Genomic DNA, 15,863 nt, shown 5'->3' with positions numbered 1-15,863 from the left:
TCAAGCGGTGACCGCCTCTCGAAGAGTTGACAGCGCTCTGTGCGGCGGGAGGCGGTCACCTTCGACCCACGGAACAAACAATGCAAAACGTAGGAAAGTGACGTAACTGCGGCCTGGGAACGAGCCGTTGGGTATCCGCGGGAGCAAGTCCTCACCACTGTTCGGGAGGGGCGTTCATGAGTCTGGTGCGCAGGATCCGCGATTCCGGGCGGGCGGCTGAGCCCGCCCCGCCCGCTCCGGAGGGCGAACAGCCGCCCGCGGCCCGCGAGTTCGGCGGCTCGGTGCAGGTGCGGTGCGTGGATACGGGGTCCTGCAACGGCTGCGAGATCGAGATCGCGGCGGCTTTCAACCCGGTGTACGACGCGGAGCGGTACGGGGCCCGGCTGGTGGCCTCGCCCCGGCACGCCGACGTGGCGCTGGTGACCGGTCCGGTGACGAGGAACATGGCCGAGCCGCTGCGCCGCACGGTCGCCGCGATGCCCGAACCGAAACTGGTGGTCGCAGTCGGAGACTGCGCAATCGACTGCGGGGAGTTCGCGGGTGGGTACGGCGTCGAGGGCTCCGTCGCCGATGTCGTACCGGTGGATCTGGCGGTGCCCGGGTGCCCGCCTCGGCCGGAGGAGATCATCGCGGCGCTGCGGAGGGTGACCGGGAGATGAGCGCGGTCCCAGCCGCCCTCGCGACGGCCAGCGCACTGGCCGGGGCGGGTGCGGCGGCCGGGCTGGTCCTGCCGCAGCGGGTGCGCGGCGCGGTGGTGGGTGTACTGACAACGGGTGTGGGGGTGGCGGGTGGTGCGTCGGGTGTGGCTGCACTGGGCGGAGGCCGCTGGTCGGCCGCAGTACCCGGGCTGCTCCCGCTGGCCGGGGCGTACTTCGCGGTGGACGCCCTGTCCGGACTGTTCATGGCGGTCGCCGGAGCCGTGGTGGCGGCGGTGGCGCTCTACGGCATCGGCTATGTGGCCGGGCGCGGCCCGCACGGATTCGGCTCGCACGGCGCTCAGACGGCACTGCCGCTGTTCGCACTCACCTTGATCCTGGTGCCGGCGGCGGCCTCGGTATCCACGTTCCTGCTGCTGTGGGAACTGATGGCACTCGCCTCCCTGATCCTGGTCCTGGCCGAACACCGGGCGCGCCCTTCGGTACGGGAAGCGGGCCTCTGGTACGCGGTGATGACCCACCTAGGGATGATGCTGCTGCTGGCAGGCCTGTCCGTGTACGCCGCCCAGGCCGGCGGCGAGACCTTCGCCGCCCTGCGGGCCGCCGCCTCGGGGATCTCACCCACGGTGCGCGGCCTCGTCTTCGTCCTCACGGCGGTCGCGTTCACCTCCAAAGCGGGTCTGGTGCCGCTGCACGCCTGGCTGCCCCGCGCGCACCCCGAAGCGCCCAGTCCTGTCTCGGCGTTGATGAGCGCGGCCATGGTCAACCTCGGGATCTACGGCCTCGTGCGGGTCGGGTTCGACCTGCTGGGCGGGGGGCCGGCCTGGTGGTGGCTGCTGATAATGGCCATGGGCGGGCTGTCGGCGGTGTACGGGATCCTGCAGGCCGCGATGGCCTCCGACCTGAAGCGGCTGCTGGCGTACTCGACGTCCGAGAACATGGGACTGGTCGTGCTCGGCGTGGGCGCGGCCGGGCTGTTCGCCCACGCCGGGAACGCGCCGCTGGCCGGACTGGCGCTGGCGGCCGCGCTGCTGCACGTGGTCAACCACGCGGCGTTCAAGGCCCTGTTGTTCACCGCCTCCGGTTCGGTGCTGCGGGCCACCGGGGTGCGGAACCTGGATCTGCTGGGCGGGCTGCGGGCCCGGATGCCGGTCACGGCAGGCTTGTTCGCGGTCGGTGCGCTGGGGGCGGTGGCGCTGCCGCCGGGCAACGGCTTCATCAGCGAGTGGCTCCTGCTCCAGTCGCTGATCCATGGGCTGGCGGTGCCCGGGGTGACCACCGCGATCGTGCTGCCCCTCGCGGTGGCGGTGATCGCTCTGTCCGCAGGGCTCGCGGCGGTGGTGTTCGTCAAGGCGCTCGGCGTGGGCTTCTTCGCCCGGCCCCGCAGCGAAGAAGCCGCGGCGGCCCGGGAGTCGCCGCTGCTCATGCGGATGGGAATGGGCCTGCTCGCGGCCCTGTGCGTCGCCCTGGCCCTGGTACCGGGACTGCTGGCCGACGGTTTGGACCGCGCGGTGGCCGCGGCCGGACATACGGGGACACGGCCGCTGTCCGGCGGCGGACTCCAGGTGCGGCTGGAGGAGGTGTCCACCACGCTGTCCCCGCTGTGGGTGGTGGCCGCGCTGACGGTGGCGCTGGGCGCGGTCACGGCGACAGTCGGCTGGGCGGGACGGCGCCGACAGCGGCGTGCGCAGGCCAGGTTGTGGGACTGCGGGGGCGGGGCACCGACGCCGCGGATGGCGTATACGGCGACGTCGTTCGCCGAGCCGTTGCAGCGGGTCTTCGACGACGTGCTCGCACCCGAGCAGGACGTGGACGTCACACCGGTGCGCGAGTCGGCGTATCTCGTGAAGCGGGTGGACTTCCGCAACCGGGTGCCCGACCGGATCGAACACCGTCTGTATCGGCCGGTCCTCCACTTCCTGGCCGCCGCCGGTCAGTCGGCGCGCGGGCTGGCGGGCGGCAGCGTGCACGCCTATCTCGGCTATGGCTTCTTCGGCCTGGTGGCTCTGCTCGTGGTGTTGGTGGTGGGCTGGTGAACACGATCGGATACACGGCACTCGCCCTCCAGGTCGGCGTGGTGGCAGCCGGGGCACCGCTGCTGACGGGTCTGATGCGGCAGACGAGGGCCCGTCTGGAGGGGCGGGCCGGGGCCGGGATCCTCCAGCCGTGGCGGGATGTACGCAAACTGCTGTGCAAGGAGGCGATCACCCCGGTCGGGACCGGCCCCGCCTTCCGGTGGGCGCCCCCGCTGCTGGTCGCCACCTCGCTGGTGCTGGCCGTACTTGTGCCGCTGATCTCCACGGACACCCCGGTCCGGGGCCGGGCCGATCTGATCCTGGTGGTGGCGCTGCTCGCGCTGGGCACGCTCGCACTGGCGCTCGCGGGCCTGGACACCGGCACCGCGTTCGGCGGGATGGGTGCCTCCCGGGAGATGACCATCGCCGCCCTGGTCGAGCCGACCATCCTCATGGCGGTGTTCGCCCTGTCGATACCGGCCGGGTCGACCAACCTGCCCGTCATCGTCGCCGGGGCCGCGGACCAGCCCGCCCGGCTGACCTCCCCGGCCGGGCTGCTGGCCATCGCCGCGCTCACGGTGGCGGTGTTGGCCGAGAGCGGCCGACTGCCGGTGGACAACCCCTCCACCCACCTGGAACTGACCATGGTCCACGAGGCCATGGTCCTCGAATACGCCGGACCCGACCTGGCCCTGGTCGAGTTCGGCGCCCAGCTGCGGCTGACCGTCCTGCTCGGGCTGCTGGCCTCGCTGTTCGCCCCCTGGGGGATCGCCACCAGTGCCTCCCTCACGGCCGTCCTGCTCGCCCTAGCGCTGGTGGTGCTCAAGGTGACGGTGCTGGGCATCGCGCTGGCCGCGGCCGAGGTGTTCTGGGCCAAACTCCGGCTGTTCCGCGTGCCCGAACTCCTCGCCGGGTCCTTCCTCCTGGCGCTGCTGGCGGTGACCGCCTCGTACTTCCTGGGCGGAGAAGGAGGACTCCGGTGAGCGAGAGCCTGTTCACCCAGCTGCTGAACCTGGCCTGCGGGGCGTTCCTGCTGGCCGCCGTCATCGTGCTGTGGCGGCGCGAACTCGCCGCGATCGTACGGCTCTTCGCCCTCCAAGGCCTCGCCCTCGCCGCCATCGCCCTGCTCCTCGGGCTGCACGAGAAGCGCTGGGACCTGATCGTGGTCGCAGCCGGGATCGGGGCCCTGCGGGCCGGACTGCTGCCGTACCTGATCCGCCGTGCCCTGGCCGCACTCGTCGCCGTCCGGTCCGAGGAACAGGACGGGATGCGGGCGTACGCGCGCAGCGAGGAGGTGCGTGAGACGCAGCCGCTGGTGAACGTGGCCGCCTCGCTGCTGACCGCCGCCGCCCTCACCCTGCTCGCCTACGCCGTCGCCCGCCCCCTGGTCGAACTCGACCCCACCCCGGCGACCCGCGCGCTCCCGGTCGGCCTGGCCGTGGTCCTGATCGGCTTCTTCGTCCTGGTCACCCGGCGCAGGGCGCTTGCCCAGATGGTCGGGTTCCTGCTGCTGGACAACGGCATCACCGCGACCGCCTTCCTGGCCGCCTCCGGGGTACCGCTGATCGTCGAACTCGGCGTCTCCTTCGACGTACTGCTCGCCGTGCTGGTCCTGCAACTGCTCACCGTGCGGGTGCGGGAAGCGTTCGGCACCACCGACATCGACGACCTGCGGGAGCTGCACGACTGATGTTGCGTCTTTCCCAAGAGCCCGCACTGACCGCACTCCTGCTCACCGCCCCCGCCGCCGCACCGCTGGCCGTAGCCGCCGGGTACACCCTCACCGGACTGACTGGGCGAGGAACTCCCCGTACGGTGCCGGCGGCCCGGCAGGAAACGGGTCGCCGACCACAGATTGTGGAGCAAACTGCCGTTGCCTCCTCGCGTGGAACCGTGCGAGGAGGCGCGAGCGTGACCGACAACAGGGGGGAAGCGGGAGACGCCTCCGCGTCCGGGAAGCTGGTTGGCGCGTCTCGGGCGCGCGGGCGCCATCCGGCCGACTGGGCCGGGCTGACGTCTCCGGCGGCGATTGTGGCCTGCGGTGCGCTCCTGGCCGCCGAAGTCGGCGACGGCGGATCCGTGGCCGCATACTCCGGTCTGCTGCGCGCCGACGCGCTGACCGTCTGGATGCTCCTGGTGGTCGGTACGGTCGCGCTGATCGCCTGCGCCTCGGCCCCGGCCTACCTGGCGGGCGAACGGGCCGCCGGACTGGCCACCGGACCAGCCGTGTGGCGCTACCACGCCCTCGTGCACGCGTTCCTCGCCGCGATGTGCCTGGCCGTGGTCACCGCGAACCTCGGCGTGTTGTGGGTGGCCATCGAGGCCACCACCATCGTCACCGCGTTCCTCGTCGGCCACCGCCGCACCCGCAACTCCGTGGAGGCCGCCTGGAAGTACGTGGTGATCTGCTCGGCCGGAATCGCCCTCGCCTTCCTCGGCACCGTGCTCCTCTACTACGCCGCCCGACAGGCCGGCATCGCCGAGGCGTGGGCCCTGGACTGGCCGACCCTGCTCGCCCGCGCCGACCGCCTCGACCCGGCGGTCACCCGCCTCGGCGTCACCCTCGTCGTCCTCGGCTACGGCGCCAAAGCGGGCCTGGTGCCGCTGCACGCCTGGCTGCCCGACGCACACAGCCAGGCCCCCGCCCCGGTCTCCGCACTGATGTCCGGCGTCCTACTGTCGGTCGCCTTCACCGCGATCCTGCGCTACCGGGTCATCGCCGACGCGGCCCTCGGTATCGACTTCACCTGGGCCCTGCTGGCCGGGATCGCCCTGCTCACCCTCGCGCTCGCCGCCGCCCTGTTGCTGGCACAGCGCGACTACAAGCGGATGCTCGCCTACTCGAGCATGGAGCACATGAGCCTGATCGCCCTGGCCGCGGCCGTCGGCAGCCCGCTCGCCCTGTCCGCCGCGCTGCTGCACATCGCCGGGCACGGCCTCGCCAAGGCCACCGCGTTCTGCGCCTCCGGCCAGATCCTCCAACTACGCGGCACGTCGAAGATCGGGCGGGTACGCGGGCTGCTCACCCAAGCACCCTGGCTCGGCGCGCTGTTCGGGCTCGCGGTCATTGCGCTGCTGGGCTTCCCGCCGTTCAGCCTCTTCGCCTCCGAACTGGCCATCGCCCGCGCCGGATTCGCCGCCGGAACGGGACTGGCCTGGGCCACCGCCGCAGCCCTCCTCCTGGTCCTGATCGCCTTCGCCGCACTGACCGTCCGCACCGCACGGATGCTGCTCGGCCCCGGGGAACCGAACCGCGAGAGCCCCTCCGCCCTGTGGCCCCTCGCCCTGGGCCTGACGGCCTGCGCCGCCCTCGGTATCGCCGCCGGCCCACTGGGCGACCTGCTCTCCCAGGCCGCCGCCGTCCTCGAAAGGCCCTGACCGATGCGCACCGTGCATGACATCCAGACCGCCGAGCTCCCCCAGCGGGCCGAGGCGTTACTGCGCGACGGGCACCGTCTGGCCCTCATCGCCGCCCACCACGACGCCGACGCCGTACGCCTCGTCTACCTCTTCGCCTCCGGGCTGCCCGACACCCGCACCGAACTCCACGTACGCCTCGACCCGGCCCGGCCCGAGGTACCCAGCCTCGCCCATCTCTCCTTCCCCGCAGGCCGCTTCGAGCGCGAGACGCACGACCTGCACGGCATCGTCCCCGTCGACCACCCGCTGCCCCACCGCCTGGTACGCCACTTCCACTGGCCCAAGGGCTGGTACCCCATGCACCCCGACGCCGGTGACCCGCCCGCCTTCGGCGAACAGGAAGGCCCCTACCCCTTCCTCGAAGTCACCGGCGACGGCGTCTACGAGATCCCCGTCGGCCCCGTCCACGCCGGGCTGATCGAACCCGGCCACTTCCGCTTCTCCGTCGTCGGCGAGACCATCCTCAAACTCAAGGCCCGCCTCTGGTTCGTCCACAAGGGCATCGAAAAACTCTTCCAGGGCCGCTCGGTGACCGCCGGGCTCCCTCTCGCCGAACGCATCAGCGGCGACACCGCCGTCGGCCACGCACTGGCCTACTGTCTGGCCGTCGAGGAGGCCACCGGCCAGAGCGTCCCCGAACAGGCCCAGTGCGCCCGCGCCCTCCTCCTCGAACTCGAACGCCTCCACAACCACGTCGCCGACCTCGGCATGCTCTGCAACGACGTCGGCCACGGCATCCTCAACGCCCACGCCCAACGCGTCCGCGAACAACTCCTGCGCCTCAACGACACGGTGACCGGACACCGTCTCCTGCGCGGCGGCGTGGTCCTCGGCGGCAGCTCCCTGCGCAGCCTGCCCGACCGTACACATCTGGAGGCCATCGGGGACGACATCCGCGAGATCGTACGGCTGGCGCTCGGCCACTCCACCGTCCACGACCGCTTCACCGGCACCGCGATCCTGCGCACCGAAGCCGCCCGCGGCATCGGCTGCCTCGGCTACGTCGCCCGCGCCAGCGGCCTCGCCCTCGACGCCCGGATCGCCCACCCCTTCACCCCGCACGGACAACCCGGCCGAATCCCCGTCCACACCAGCGGCGACGTCCTGGCCCGTTTCCTGGTCCGCGCCGAGGAGATCGACGTCTCACTCACGCTGATCCGGGAACTCCTCGACTGCGTAGCGACCGGCGCGGTGCTCGGGCGCACCGCCACTCCCGGGGACGGCCCCCGCACGGGTGTCGGTCTCATCGAGGGCTGGCGCGGCACCATCGCCACCCGCGTCGAACTCGCCGATGACGGCACCCTCAGCCGGGTCAAACCCGTCGACCCCTCCTTCTTCAACTGGCCCGCACTACCGGTCGCCCTCAACGACACGATCGTCCCCGACTTCCCCCTGACCAACAAGAGCTTCAACCTCTCCTACGCCGGCAACGACCTGTAAGAGACAGGCATCTGCCCGGGGGCGCAGGAGACGGCATCGTCACCAGCCTTGGGAGGGGCACGGTCGAGCGCAGTCGCCGACCTGGCTGCCGTTTGCCGTGACCGAGAGAGCCGCCACGGTCGCGACGACCAGCGTCACACGGCGAAGGCCGTACAGCTGCCACCCGTACGGAGAGACACGCGGTCGCCAACCTTGCGTCTACGCCGTTGCTTGTGCGCGTGTTCGCCGAGGCAGAAGACTTCGCGCCGATGCCGCCCTCGTACTCGGCGGCCAGCTCGGCCACCAACCGCAGCCCCGCACCCATCTCACCGGGCTCAAGGGCGGGAAGCCGGGGTTCGGCGTCCGCGACGCCGACGATGAGGTGTCCGGCCCCGACCGTGAGCTCCACGTCGGCGACCGGGCAGCGGGGCGCGTGCCGCAGCACGTTCGCGACCAGTTCGCTGACCACGAGCAGCACCGCGTCGGCGAACGCGGAACCCGCCACGACGCCGACCTCGGCGAGGCCCTTGGCCACTGCCTCACGGGCCCGTGTCACCGCCTCCGGCGTCATCTCGACAGACACGCAGTACCGTGCCACCGACGGCGGAACAGAGCTCACGGCCGCCGCGGGCCGGCCCCTTCGGCACGGCCGGAATCGATCGCGGCCCCTCACCGCGCCGGCTCCGCCGCGCGCAACGCGTCCAGCAGGTCCTGCCTCCGCAGCAGGAGGACGGACAGCGGAACCGGCATCCTGCTCACTCCCCACCCGCCTCGATGCCCAGCCACCGATCGCTGCGCAGCCGCTCAGCGTCGTCCGGCTCGCCTTGCGAGCGCGAGCGGATCCGGGACCTCGCCCCCATGGCCCTCTACTCCCTCGATGCCTAGAAATTTCGGCAACTGCCTAATTGAAGAACTCTTCAAGAGTACGTCTGGCAAGCCTCTGGCGGGCCTGCTCGTCCGAGGCAACGCCACCGTCCGCCGGGGGCGGACTGGCATGTCGGTCGCTACGGGATGATGATCACGGGGTGCCGCGGTTGCCGGGCTAGGCGGCTGCCGACGCAGCCGAAGAGTTTGGCGGTGATGCTGCGGCTGGCGCCGACGACGATGGCGTCGGCCGCGTACCGCCTGCTGATCTCTTCGAGTTCATGGCGGACGTCGCCGCGGGTGTGGACGGCGACCCAGGGCACCTGCGTGAGCTGCCCGGTACGGGCCAGGGCGGCGGTCAGGCTCTCGCTGCTGTCGTCGGGGAGGTCGAGGAGGGTCATCGGCTCGCCGTCCTCCCACCAGCTGGGGCTGGGCAGTCGGTGGGTGACGTGGACAATCACCAGACCCCGGCCGGCTCGAAGCGCCACGCCGCTGGCGTAGGCCAGAGTGCGCTCGTCGGATGGAGATCCGCTGTATCCCACGACGATGGCGTGCCGGAAGGGATCGTGCCGGAGCGGAAGCGCCGCCCCGGGGGCGGGTGCCGCGCCGGACAGGGCTGGACGGCGCTCGCCGCTGTGGCGTTTACGCGGTAGCCACTGGCTCATGGGGTCATCCTGGTGTGGGAGGCGGAAACTCTCGGTGGCAGGCAGGACGTCTCGGACGATCGTGCGGAACGTACGGAAGGCACGAGGCTCAGTCGCCGGTCGGGGCGGGTGGTGGCGAATCGGTGGCCACGACGCAGTCAGGGCCGCTCGGCCCTGCCGCCTGCCGATGCCGCGAGAACCGTCTGCAACCGTGCCGCGGTGACGATGCCCAGCGCGAAGCCGTCGTCGTCGACGCCGGGCAGGGCCGCCAGCGAGCGCTCGCGCATGTCGGCGGCCACGTCCGCGGCCGGCATGGCGGGGCACGTGAACGGGCTGTGGTCGTGCGCGACGTCACGGTCGCGGGTGCTCTCGGCGTACCAGGGCTTCGCACCATGGGCGACGCGCTGATCGCTGGTGACGATGCCGGCGCATCGCCCGGTGTCGTCACGGATGAGTACGAATTCGGTGTGCGACCCGCGCAGTACGTCGAGGGCCCTGTCGATGCTGGTGTGGTCGCTGACCTGGAGTTCCGGCGCGAGCATCGCGTCGGCGGCGGTGGGGGGCGTTGGGGAGGGCATCGTCGGCTCCATGGGCAGGAGGGCCGCAGCGTCAGGCCGTGGCCAGGGCGGCCAGGGCGGAGTGAAGGTCGGGGTGGATCCGGATGCGCCCGGTCGTGTCGCCGGTCAGCAGCAGGGCGGGGCGGTCGAGCAGTCCGCACACGGCCAGCGGGCTCTGGGCGGCGCGCAGCACGGCGGTCTCACCCTCCTCGCTCCAGCCGAGCAGGCCGGACATGTCGAGCACGAGCGCGCCGTTCGAGCGGGAGCGGACCCACTCCACAGCCCCCTCGAAGCGGTGCGTGTCCTGACAGCCCAGGTAGCCAAAGAGGTGCAGCACGCCCACGCCGTCATGCTCCGTGGAGTCCCAGCGCATGCTCACCACCGCCTCAGTCGCTGCCAGAAGCGCACGGGAGCGGTCCGCGTCGGCTTGCGGCGGGTGCGGGACTGGACGAGACCGGAACTCCCGCATCGTGAACACCGTCCTTGGCCGTCCAGCGCGGAGGGCCGGCACAGCAGTCCGCACGCCGAGCAGAGCAGAGCAGGACGGGAGCACTCTTGCCGCGAATCGGCGTGACGCGCATCGCGCCTCCTAGGTAATCCATCAATTGCCAATCTTAGCAACTGATAACCTACGCAGCCAGTGGCTGCCCCTTTCGGGTCGGCGCGGGGCAGCCGCTCATACCCCTGAAGTACCGGTGGAGAAGCGCGGCTTCATGCGGCTTCGCCGTCGCGTGGGGCGGGTGCGCCGGCAGGCGCGGGAGGCGATGAATGAGTGAAGGACGCGAGTCCGCGTTGCGTCGGCTGGCGGCGGAGCTGCAGCAGGCGCGTGTCGAGGCGGAAGGGCACGGGGACGCGTGGTTCGTCGCCGTGCACACTGTGGATCTTGAGGAGGTCGAGCGCATGGGGCGTGAGCTGGGCGTGGACCTGACGGGCGGGGTGGACCAGGCCGGTGCGCTGCGAGGCTGACGAGCCGATCGCGGCCTGGGTCCGTGTCCGTGTCCCGCCAGGGCGTGCAGGCGGAGGGCTTGAGGGCGAGACCTCTCGGAAGACCGCCGATGAGGCGGCCCCTGCTCCGGCTCATTGCGTTGCCGTCCCGTGAGGCACTGGCACTCCTCGACCTCGTGACGCTGGGCGGATTGATCCACGGCGGGTCGGAACCCTCCGGTGCGCGTGTCCACCCCGCGCGGGCACCCCGCCCAGGTCCCCGTCCACACCACCGGCGACGTTCTGGCCCGTTTCTTGGTCCGCGCCGAACGACGCCTCACTCGTCCTGATCCGGGATCTCACCAACTGCGTCGCCACCGGCGCGGTCCTCGGGCCCACGGCCGTCTCCGGGCAAAGCCCGCGCAGCGGCGTCGGCCTCATCGAAGGCTGACGCGGCAACCATCGCCACCCGTGTCGAACTCGCGGCCGACGGCACCCTTTTGCGGGTCAAGCCGGTCGACCCGTCGTTCTTCAATTGGCCCGCGCTTCCGGTTGCCCTGAACGACACGATCGTTCCGGACTTCCCGCTGACCACCAAGAACTTCAATCTCTCCTACGCCGGCAAACGATCTCTGACCTGGCCGGTCAGGAACCTGTGTTGGCGCGCACCAGCCGGTATCCGGTCACGATGTCGGCCCGGATCCGCACCACGTGGTCCATCTCCGTATCCACCCAGGGTGCGAGTACGGCCTGGTAGCGGTCGAGCTCGGCGGGGTCGGAGACCTGGGATGCGGTGCCGGTGACGACCACGCTCCAGCCGGTCCGGGTGGCCGGGTCGAGGGCGTCGGCCTCGTAGGCCACCACCTCCGACAGCGCCGCACGGCCGAGCAACGCGGCCCTGGTGTGCGTACGGATGACGATGTCTCCGCTGTCCTCCACGAGATGGTTGACCGGGCGGATCGCGGGCAGCGCCTGGTGGGAGAACACCACTCGGCCCAGCGGAGCCTCGGCCAGCAGTTTCAGCGCCTCGTCCCGGCCCAACTCGACCATGCGAACCCGCGGCGACAGACCCGCTGTCATGACGACTCCTCTCCGAAACCCGGAACACGCTCGGCGCCGACGGGCCACAGCACCTCGACGTCGATGCCGTGGCTGCGCCCGTAGGCCACCAAGTGGGCCGTGGTGCCACGGCCGTTGGATGCGGTGCCGTCCCAGATCGCGAGCACCCGCGCGCAGCAGTAGTTCGTCGGCGCGCACGCAGGCGTCCCGGTTGGCCGGGTCTAACTCCAGCAGCCGCACCTGCCGCGACAGCAGCAACTCCCCTGCCGCCAGCCGCTTCCGTTCCCGTTCCCGCAGCAGCGCGGGCACCCGGTTCAGCGTGGGCACCATCGGCTACCAGCGCCAGCCCGGCCTGCTTCGCGGCCCGCCCGAACGCCACCGGCACCCCCTGCCCCACCCGGACCAGGCCCGTCCGGCCCGCCTCGGCGCACCGGGCCAGCCGCGCTCGCAGCCCCTCCTCCAGCAGCACCAGGGTCCAGGGCGCGAGATCCTCATGCCCCGCAACAGCGATCACCCTCGGCAGTCCCTTCTCCCTGTCCGTGCCGGTCGCGGCAACCAGCCCGTTGAAGAAGTCCTCACGTCATGTCCAGGCCGGTCCGCCGGGACGGGGCAGGGGCGGCCGTGCTGGAGCAGAAAGGCCGCCGCCAGCTCCTTCGATCCACAGCTTCACTGATGCCTGGGTGATCCCATAGGGCCACTCGGCCCTTGTCCATGGGCAACTCGGCCCTTCTGCTTCCCCGTCACTTGTTCGCGTGCTCGCCCAGATAGAAGAGCAGCCACACAAACCCGGCGAACAGATGGGTGCCGAAGATGTAGAAGCCCGCCCTGATCGCGACACCACGCTCGATCCACGCCTCCCTGTCCCTGTCCTTGGCCTTCCGTTCGCGCCGCTCACCCTCAGGCCCGTCGGCTACCTGATCCGTCATCGTGTCTCCCCTCTTCCTGTGATCGCCACGTCGCTCCTACGAAGGCATGATTGCTACGACGGCACGCGGAAGCGGACGAGGACCACCTTGCCACCATGGTCGACAGCCGGCTCCGCACGGACGTCGCCGTCGTACTCGGCGGCCAGCTCGGCCACCAGCAGCAGCCCCGCCCCCATCGCGCCCGGTTCGAGGTCCGGCAGGCGTGACTCGGCGTCGGCGACGCTGACGACCAGCTGTCCCTCCCCGACCGTGATGCCCACGTTCGCGACCGGGGACTGCGGCGCATGCCGCAGCACGTTCACGACCAGCTCGCTGACCACCAGCAGCACGGTGTCGGCGAACGCGGAGCCCGGCGCGACGCCTACCTCTCCGAAGCGTTCGGCCACCTCTTCACGGGCCTGCCTCACCGCCTCCGGCCCGACCAGCACCGAAACGAGGTAGCTCCGTGCCGTCGCCGGCACGTGCTGTGTCACCGCTGCGGGCCGGCCTCTGTGCCACGGCCCGAACGGACGCCCGCCCATCACCGGACCGACTCCGTGGCGCGCAGCTCCGCCAGCAGCTCCTGACGGCCCGCCAGCAGAACGGACAGGATCCGGCGCGCCGCTCCCAGCAGTTCGGCCACGTCCCCGCCGGCCAGCTCGTACACGACGGTGGAGCGGGTACGGGTGGCGGTGACGATCCCGGAGCGGCGCAGCACCGCCAGCTGCTGCGACAGGTTCGACGGCTCCACCTCGATCGCGGCCAGCAGGTCACGTACCGGCATCGGCCCGTCCTGCAACAGCTCCAGCACCCTTATCCGCACCGGATGCCCGAGCATCCGGAAGAACTCCGCCTTCGCCTCGTACAGCGGTACCGGCATGCCGTTCACTCCTCGTCCGTTCCCGCCGCCTCGACGTCCAGCCCGTGCCATCGGGCCAGCCGCATCATGTCGTCCAGCTCGTCCTGCGCCACCGCGACGGCGTACGCGTCCTCGGCCGCCACAGCGGCCACCAGGTCGGCCCGGGCCGCCCGCACCCGCGCCAGCAGCGCCTCGGCGAACTCGCCCACCCCAACCTCCACACCCTGGATCATCTATAGACCACCGCAACTAACCAATTGAAGAACTCTTCAAGAGTACGCTCCGCGCCCGTCGGGATCCGGTGCCAACCCTGCGCCGTCGCCCCGCCCAGGAGGAGGGGGGTGACCAGTCCTTCGCAGAGGGTCGTGCGGCCTCGAACGGTGAGCAGGACGAAGTGGGAAGGGGTCCACGACGGGCCATGGTGCACATTCGCCGATGAGGTTCCTTCTCCTGCCTGGTGCCGGCGCCGCAGCAGCCAGCACGGGGCACGCCGTCTGCCTCGGCCTCTGCGGTAGCGGTTGTCATTCGTCGGGCATGAGCGGTCACAGGCATCACATCATCCGACTTTTTGGGGCTCCCTCAGCCACTACAGGAACAACAGGGCTGTCGGCCCGCGGCACTGCATAAGGTCCGGAACACCGGCGAGGAGGGCGACGCCCGGGCCTCGCAGCGACAAGGAGGAGATGCCCGTATGAGCAATGTGGAGATCTGCCTGAAGGAGACCATGACGTCGATCGAGGGCGCGTTGGGAACCGCCCTGGTCGACTACACCAGCGGTATGGCGCTGGGCACTCTGGGCGGTGGCAAGGACCTCGACCTGACTATTGCGGCGGCGGGCAACACGGACGTGATCCGGGCCAAGACCCGCACCATGGAACACCTCGGACTCAAGGGCGAGATCGAGGACATCCTGATCACGCTCGGCAGCCAGTACCACATCCTCCGGCCGCTCAAGGGCCGTGGCGGCAACGGTCTGTTCCTCTACCTCGTGCTCGACAGGAAGAAATCGAACCTCGCCATGGCCCGCCACCAGCTCCGGAGTATCGAGGGCCAACTGGACGTGTAGAAAACCGAGTGCTCCGTAGCCCCGTACGCCCACGACTTGAAGACTTCTTCAACTGGGAACATCGAGATCAGATCAATCCATGAGCGTGCGGGGCCGGATGCACGAGGATCGGCCCGCCAGACCGCCCGCGGTGGCCCATTCCGGGCCACCGCGCCCGGATGCAGCCCGTCGAACGCGGCAGGGAGCGAATCACCATGCAGGTCCCCCTCTACCAGGCAAAGGCCGAGTTCTTTCGGATGCTCGGACATCCCGTACGCATCCGGGTCCTGGAACTACTGCAGAACGGCCCCGTCCCCGTACGCGACCTGCTCAGCGACATCGAGATCGAACCCTCCAACCTCTCCCAGCAACTGGCCGTACTGCGCCGCTCTGGAATCGTGATCTCCATCCGGGAAGGCTCCACCGTCAGCTACGCCCTGGCCGGCGGCGATGTCGCCGAACTCCTGCGCGCGGCCCGCCGGATCCTCACCGAACTGATCACCGGCCAGAACGAATTGCTCTCCGAACTCCAGCAGGCAGACCCCCAACCGGCCCTCACCCCGGGCGGACCCGACCGACGCTCCTGACTCCTTCTGGCCTTCCTGGTGCGCCACCGGCTGCCGCACCGCGTACCGCGTCGGCCAGGCTCAGGAACGCCCCGCCTCGCCAGCCGGACGCAGACGAGGCGTCGCATCCGAGAAATTCGCCCCGACATCTCCTCGGCGCAGCTGCCACACGACACCCGTGCCGCGCGCACCGCCCACGGGGCGTACCTGCCGGGTCTGCGTCTTCGGCGGCTCCGCCAGGACCGGGGACTCGCCCTGGAGCGGGCCGCCATCGCGGCAAACCTGCACGGGACATGGGCGGCCCAGATCGAGGCAGAGGTTCGGGATCGGGGAGAGTCGGTTCAGCGGACGGAGACGCCCGTTCGGGCCGGTGCGGTGTGGTGGTGTCGACGTCTCGTCGGGTGATCGAGGCGTGGTCGGCACGAAGCGTGGATAGGGTGCAGACGTGGCCGAGATTGAAATGAGCATGGACAACGGCGCGCAGGACTGTGTCGTCGCCCTGGTGACGGGTGACATGGACTACGTGAGCGTGTCCACCTTCTGGCCCCGCGTCCACGAGTTGCTCGACGGCGACCGGCGGTTGGTGCTGGACCTGTCGGGGGTGGACTTCTTCGACTCCGCGGGCCTGAACGAGCTCCTGGCACTGAACCGCCGGGCGGTCGAAGGGGGCGGTTCGCTGGCGCTGGCGAACATACCCGGCATGGTGCGGGGCCTGTTGTCGCTGACCGGCACGGATGCGGTTCTGGACGTACATGCCACCGTCGGTGAGGCCGTGGCCGGGCGGCGGCAGGCTGAGGACGTGGACGGCGTGGGCCCCGGCAGATGACCGCGCCCGGGTCGTCAGCGGCACACACCGTTACCGCGTCTACCTGGCAGCCGCGCGTGCAGCGGGCTGACAGGAGCGTTTCCGCACCTGGTGAGCGTTGTCGG

20 protein-coding genes are annotated in these 15,863 nt (G+C 70.8%); 10 read left to right on the top strand and 10 right to left on the bottom strand.

Annotated features, from left to right (window positions below; genetic code table 11):
* Positions 1 to 176: 176 nt before the first annotated feature.
* The 6 genes from LUX31_RS31915 (at position 177) to LUX31_RS31890 (ending at position 7,531) form a co-directional block, all read left to right on the top strand.
* A complete protein-coding gene (locus tag LUX31_RS31915) occupies positions 177 to 659 on the top strand; it encodes an NADH-quinone oxidoreductase subunit B family protein (protein WP_235478773.1) in 483 nt (160 codons plus the stop codon).
* Positions 656 to 2,692 (top strand): proton-conducting transporter transmembrane domain-containing protein, encoded by a 2,037-nt coding sequence (locus LUX31_RS31910; RefSeq protein WP_235478772.1) that lies wholly within the window; start codon positions 656 to 658, stop codon positions 2,690 to 2,692. The genes LUX31_RS31915 and LUX31_RS31910 overlap by 4 nt, the downstream gene beginning before the upstream one ends.
* Positions 2,689 to 3,654 carry a respiratory chain complex I subunit 1 family protein gene (locus LUX31_RS31905; protein ID WP_235478771.1) on the top strand — a complete coding sequence of 322 codons (966 nt, stop codon included), beginning with the start codon at positions 2,689 to 2,691 and terminating at the stop codon, positions 3,652 to 3,654. Before LUX31_RS31910 ends, LUX31_RS31905 begins: the two co-directional genes overlap by 4 nt.
* Positions 3,651 to 4,361: a hypothetical protein gene (locus tag LUX31_RS31900; RefSeq protein WP_235478770.1), complete on the top strand. Its 711-nt coding sequence runs from the start codon at positions 3,651 to 3,653 to the stop codon at positions 4,359 to 4,361. The genes LUX31_RS31905 and LUX31_RS31900 overlap by 4 nt, the downstream gene beginning before the upstream one ends.
* Before the next feature lie 221 nt (positions 4,362 to 4,582).
* The gene (locus LUX31_RS31895; protein WP_235478769.1) at positions 4,583 to 6,049 is read left to right on the top strand and encodes a proton-conducting transporter transmembrane domain-containing protein; all 1,467 of its coding nucleotides are present in this window, start codon (positions 4,583 to 4,585) and stop codon (positions 6,047 to 6,049) included.
* A 3-nt stretch (positions 6,050 to 6,052) separates the two neighbouring features.
* A complete protein-coding gene (locus tag LUX31_RS31890; protein ID WP_235478768.1) occupies positions 6,053 to 7,531 on the top strand; it encodes a hydrogenase large subunit in 1,479 nt (492 codons plus the stop codon).
* On the opposite strand, the gene LUX31_RS31885 is transcribed toward LUX31_RS31890, so the two are convergent.
* From LUX31_RS31885 to LUX31_RS31870, 4 genes are all read right to left on the bottom strand, one after another.
* Positions 7,500 to 8,093: an ATP-binding protein gene (locus tag LUX31_RS31885; protein ID WP_235478767.1), complete on the bottom strand. Its 594-nt coding sequence runs from the start codon at positions 8,091 to 8,093 to the stop codon at positions 7,500 to 7,502. The two genes, LUX31_RS31890 and LUX31_RS31885, sit on opposite strands and share 32 nt — an antisense overlap.
* 421 nt (positions 8,094 to 8,514) lie before the next feature.
* Complete coding sequence (locus LUX31_RS31880) at positions 8,515 to 9,039, bottom strand: universal stress protein (RefSeq protein ID WP_235478766.1); 525 nt, start codon at positions 9,037 to 9,039, stop codon at positions 8,515 to 8,517.
* A gap of 137 nt (positions 9,040 to 9,176) precedes the next feature.
* A complete protein-coding gene (locus LUX31_RS31875) occupies positions 9,177 to 9,596 on the bottom strand; it encodes a CBS domain-containing protein (RefSeq protein ID WP_235478765.1) in 420 nt (139 codons plus the stop codon).
* Positions 9,597 to 9,627: 31 nt separating this feature from the next.
* Positions 9,628 to 9,948, bottom strand: a complete 321-nt coding sequence (locus LUX31_RS31870; RefSeq protein ID WP_235478764.1) for an STAS domain-containing protein — start codon at positions 9,946 to 9,948, stop codon at positions 9,628 to 9,630.
* A gap of 395 nt (positions 9,949 to 10,343) precedes the next feature.
* Here LUX31_RS31870 and LUX31_RS31865 point away from each other — a divergent pair, with 395 nt between their 5' ends.
* The gene (locus LUX31_RS31865) at positions 10,344 to 10,541 is read left to right on the top strand and encodes a hypothetical protein (protein ID WP_235478763.1); all 198 of its coding nucleotides are present in this window, start codon (positions 10,344 to 10,346) and stop codon (positions 10,539 to 10,541) included.
* Positions 10,542 to 11,144: 603 nt separating this feature from the next.
* Here the strand turns inward: LUX31_RS31865 and LUX31_RS31860 are convergent.
* The 6 genes from LUX31_RS31860 to LUX31_RS31835 form a co-directional block, all read right to left on the bottom strand.
* Positions 11,145 to 11,579: a pyridoxamine 5'-phosphate oxidase family protein gene (locus LUX31_RS31860; RefSeq protein WP_235478762.1), complete on the bottom strand. Its 435-nt coding sequence runs from the start codon at positions 11,577 to 11,579 to the stop codon at positions 11,145 to 11,147.
* Positions 11,576 to 11,725, bottom strand: coding sequence for a hypothetical protein (locus LUX31_RS31855; RefSeq protein WP_235478761.1), 150 nt, complete (start codon positions 11,723 to 11,725; stop codon positions 11,576 to 11,578). Before LUX31_RS31855 ends, LUX31_RS31860 begins: the two co-directional genes overlap by 4 nt.
* A gap of 573 nt (positions 11,726 to 12,298) precedes the next feature.
* On the bottom strand, positions 12,299 to 12,484 hold the full coding sequence (locus LUX31_RS31850) for a DUF6126 family protein (protein WP_235478760.1): 186 nt from the start codon (positions 12,482 to 12,484) through the stop codon (positions 12,299 to 12,301).
* A 53-nt stretch (positions 12,485 to 12,537) separates the two neighbouring features.
* Complete coding sequence (locus LUX31_RS31845; RefSeq protein WP_235478759.1) at positions 12,538 to 12,957, bottom strand: ATP-binding protein; 420 nt, start codon at positions 12,955 to 12,957, stop codon at positions 12,538 to 12,540.
* 47 nt (positions 12,958 to 13,004) lie between these two features.
* Entirely contained in the window at positions 13,005 to 13,343 is a 339-nt protein-coding gene (locus tag LUX31_RS31840) for an ArsR/SmtB family transcription factor (RefSeq protein ID WP_235478758.1), read from the bottom strand.
* Positions 13,344 to 13,348: 5 nt separating this feature from the next.
* A complete protein-coding gene (locus tag LUX31_RS31835) occupies positions 13,349 to 13,555 on the bottom strand; it encodes a hypothetical protein (RefSeq protein ID WP_235478757.1) in 207 nt (68 codons plus the stop codon).
* 458 nt (positions 13,556 to 14,013) lie between these two features.
* Here LUX31_RS31835 and LUX31_RS31830 point away from each other — a divergent pair, with 458 nt between their 5' ends.
* From LUX31_RS31830 to LUX31_RS31820, 3 genes are all read left to right on the top strand, one after another.
* Entirely contained in the window at positions 14,014 to 14,388 is a 375-nt protein-coding gene (locus LUX31_RS31830) for a hypothetical protein (protein ID WP_235478756.1), read from the top strand.
* 194 nt (positions 14,389 to 14,582) lie between these two features.
* Positions 14,583 to 14,954, top strand: coding sequence for an ArsR/SmtB family transcription factor (locus LUX31_RS31825; RefSeq protein WP_235478755.1), 372 nt, complete (start codon positions 14,583 to 14,585; stop codon positions 14,952 to 14,954).
* A 424-nt stretch (positions 14,955 to 15,378) separates the two neighbouring features.
* Positions 15,379 to 15,759: an STAS domain-containing protein gene (locus LUX31_RS31820; RefSeq protein WP_235478754.1), complete on the top strand. Its 381-nt coding sequence runs from the start codon at positions 15,379 to 15,381 to the stop codon at positions 15,757 to 15,759.
* The last annotated feature ends 104 nt before the right edge of the window (positions 15,760 to 15,863 follow it).

The sequence above is a fragment of the Streptomyces sp. GQFP genome (genome assembly GCF_021545335.1).
Taxonomy (GTDB): Bacteria; Actinomycetota; Actinomycetes; order Streptomycetales; family Streptomycetaceae; genus Streptomyces.
This window is presented reverse-complemented; position numbering and strand designations above follow the sequence as displayed.